The sequence below is a fragment of the Microcystis sp. M53603_WE2 genome (assembly GCF_030065435.1).
Genome location: NZ_JASJFF010000674.1, coordinates 1 through 2,839, shown reverse-complemented (window position 1 = coordinate 2,839; position 2,839 = coordinate 1). Strand labels below are relative to the sequence as shown.

The 2,839-nt window shown below is 40.3% G+C and carries 4 protein-coding genes; all 4 read right to left on the bottom strand.

Annotation, left to right across the window (positions count from 1 at the left end; translation table 11 throughout):
• Window positions 1-117: helix-turn-helix domain-containing protein (locus tag PX481_RS14610; protein WP_288094826.1), on the bottom strand; the 117-nt coding region annotated here is incomplete at its 3' end.
• Window positions 118-191: 74 nt separating this feature from the next.
• A complete protein-coding gene (locus tag PX481_RS14605) occupies window positions 192-392 on the bottom strand; it encodes a hypothetical protein (protein WP_002760915.1) in 201 nt (66 codons plus the stop codon).
• 380 nt (window positions 393-772) lie between these two features.
• Window positions 773-1,681, bottom strand: a complete 909-nt coding sequence (locus PX481_RS14600; RefSeq protein ID WP_002760914.1) for a hypothetical protein — start codon at window positions 1,679-1,681, stop codon at window positions 773-775.
• Window positions 1,682-1,691: 10 nt separating this feature from the next.
• Complete coding sequence (locus tag PX481_RS14595; protein WP_002760913.1) at window positions 1,692-2,630, bottom strand: glycosyltransferase; 939 nt, start codon at window positions 2,628-2,630, stop codon at window positions 1,692-1,694.
• Between the last annotated feature and the right edge of the window lie 209 nt (window positions 2,631-2,839).

The following is a 2,839-nucleotide window of genomic DNA, read 5'->3' as shown; positions in this document are numbered from 1 at the left end:
TTGTGTTCTGACATGGAGAGCTTTGTTGTAAACTAATCTTACACAGCCCAATGTGCGCCGCAATAGCGACTCTTGTGTTGGTGTGGGGTAAAATCGAAACGAATAGGCTTTTTCCATGTCCTTTCACACTAGCATATATTTCGTAAATGTGCTAATACTTAACAGTAAAGCCGTCGTAGAACGGCGGGGTTTCAGACCCAAATTTTCGATGAAGACAAAACCCTGGGATCGTCCATATTCCTGAGAGATTTATAGTTGATCAAGCGGCTTACTATACCAGTTTCTGCTCTAATCGCTTCAGCTAAAATAACGTTGAAATCTCCATCATTAGTGTAGAATGGAACAATTTGTATAATTTGTTTTTGATTGATTGGTTTTGTTGTGTCAAACATAGATTCCTCCACTCAAGTAAAATCCTAGATGTCTTTGTAAACACGACGCCAACACGGTCAGCGCATCCTAACAATCCTTGACAAAATAAAATTTATGTGGGTTGCTTACCCAGAGGGCGATTCAAGCATATTTGAGGAGAATTTGCCACCTCAATGTTTAGGAAACAACCGACCAAATGGGTCGAGTTCGTAAGCATTTCAATTGATTGCTATCGCTCAAAAGGCATGGAAGGCAATCCTATCACAAAATTGGCCAATTGTCAATAGCGTTTGGGATGCGCTCACCCTGCTTCATGTTCCTTCAGCAGCTTTTCTGGAATTTTGCGAATTAGGAAGTAGATGGGGAGTTGTTGATAACTCATAGGAAGCACGATAATTAGTCATGCTTTCCAGAGACTTTTGATTTTGGTCTTGATGCCATTGTATAACTCCTCGAAGACAAGATTCCAGAAATAACCATACTGGGGAAATCGCTTGACCAGTAAAGCATCGGAAGGAAAAAGAATTCTGGGGGTTTTCATGGAGTAAGGTCTGACTATATATCTTATTTGACTGGGTTCGGGCATCCAATGACCGATATACATATCTTTTTGAAAAAACTTCGCTTGCAGAAATAACCCTAAAGCTCTATCAAATCCCCAGAGAGGCAACCAAGTTAAAATTTCTCCTATCCTCATATTGCGGACAAAATCATCTAAGGCTTCTTTCACCAGGATTGTTTTCCAAATATTATTATTGAAAGGTTCTAGATGATAGCCATGAAAATCTTTTCTTTTGGCGTAGGGCCATAAAGCTAGTCTTAACTCGAAAGGATTATCTAGGGGAGCGATAGGAACTTCCACTAAATCTTGGTATTTATCTTGTCTTTTTCTAGAGATATTTAACTGATTGATAGCGGGTAGCTCCGGCCAGGGAGCTTTAATTTTTTCCTCATCGAGATAATCAATTCCCCCCTTATGGAGACGTAAGAGCCAACTTTGGGGAAAATTATCAAAGTAATCTTTCGCTAAGGCAACCACCTGGGGATGCAAGAAATCATCATCATCGAGAGCCAACACATATTGACCGGAAGCATTGAGAAGACCGACGGCTCTCTGGGCCGTTTCTCCCTGATAAAGACTATGAAAAATTTTGACTCTGGGGTCTTCTACGGAAGGGGTAACTGCTCCGGGAGGATAAACCCAAATAAATTCTACTTCCCCTTGAATTGCCAGAAGTTGTTGCAACCAATATTCGGAAAATTTGCCCAGAGTTGGAGTAACGATTGATAGAATTGGTGAGTTGATCATGATTGGCTGACTATCCCTCTTTTCCTAGTCGATAAAGTACATATTTTTGGGGAACTTCCCTGAGATTGGTAATCACCAGATTCCACAGATATCCATACTGAGGAAAACACTTGACTAGGAAAATTTCTGATAAAATACCATAGCGATTTAGTCTTCTATATTCGGGGGGATTGTTTTCCATGCGTAACTGTTCTGGAGATGGCATGAGATGACCGATGATTTTCCCTTGGCCTTGCTCGAAAAACTTAGCTTGAATAAATAAACCCAAAAGACGATCAAGACACCAAAAGGGAATATACTTAAGCGGACCAATAAAAGGCATTAAACCCACCAGATCCTCTAGGGTTTCCTGTACTATAGAAGTTTTCCAAACCTTCTTGTCAAAATTCTCTGTATGGGGACCTCGATGATCTCTCCTCCCTCTAAAAATACACATTACATCAAATTTATTATCGATAGGAGTAATGGGAATTTCCAATAAGTAGTTGCCTTGTTCGTATAGCTTAGAGTTACCTTGAGACCTACCACAAACTTCTAGTTTTTCGATGGGTTTTGGTGAGAGCCAAGGAGCTTCTAGAATTTCTTTTTTACCAAATTCAACATCTTTGCGGCTAAGTCTCATGACCCAACTATCAGGAAATCGGGAAAAGTATTGACGGCTAATTTCTGAAATGTCGGGATTGATATACTCATCACAATTAATTGTCAATGTATAGGGAGCGGTAGCATTCATCAAACCTGTGGCACGTTGAATAATTTCTCCCCGCAAGGGACTGACTATTTGCTGTACCCTAGGGTCGGACGTGGGATACTTAGGTGCTCCTGGTGGATGAACCAAGATAAATTCTACTTCTCCCTTGACCTCGGTCAGCGCATTAAACCAGTGGTCAGCGAATCCTTCTCGGGTCGGAATAACAATTGATAGGCTTGGTGTTGACACCTTGTCCATGATAAAAAAATTTTTCCTCTATTTTTTGATGCCATTGTATCATAGTTCTCCAGCAACAAGGAAAATTTCTGGCTCTTCGTTACTTGTTATGGTTCGATAGGGGGCATAAATCGACTAAATCCTTATCTGGCAAAAGACTTAATTGATTAGTTCGCTCTAGATAAAAAACAATTGACAAAAATCGCTAAATGCCTTTCTATATAAGGGTT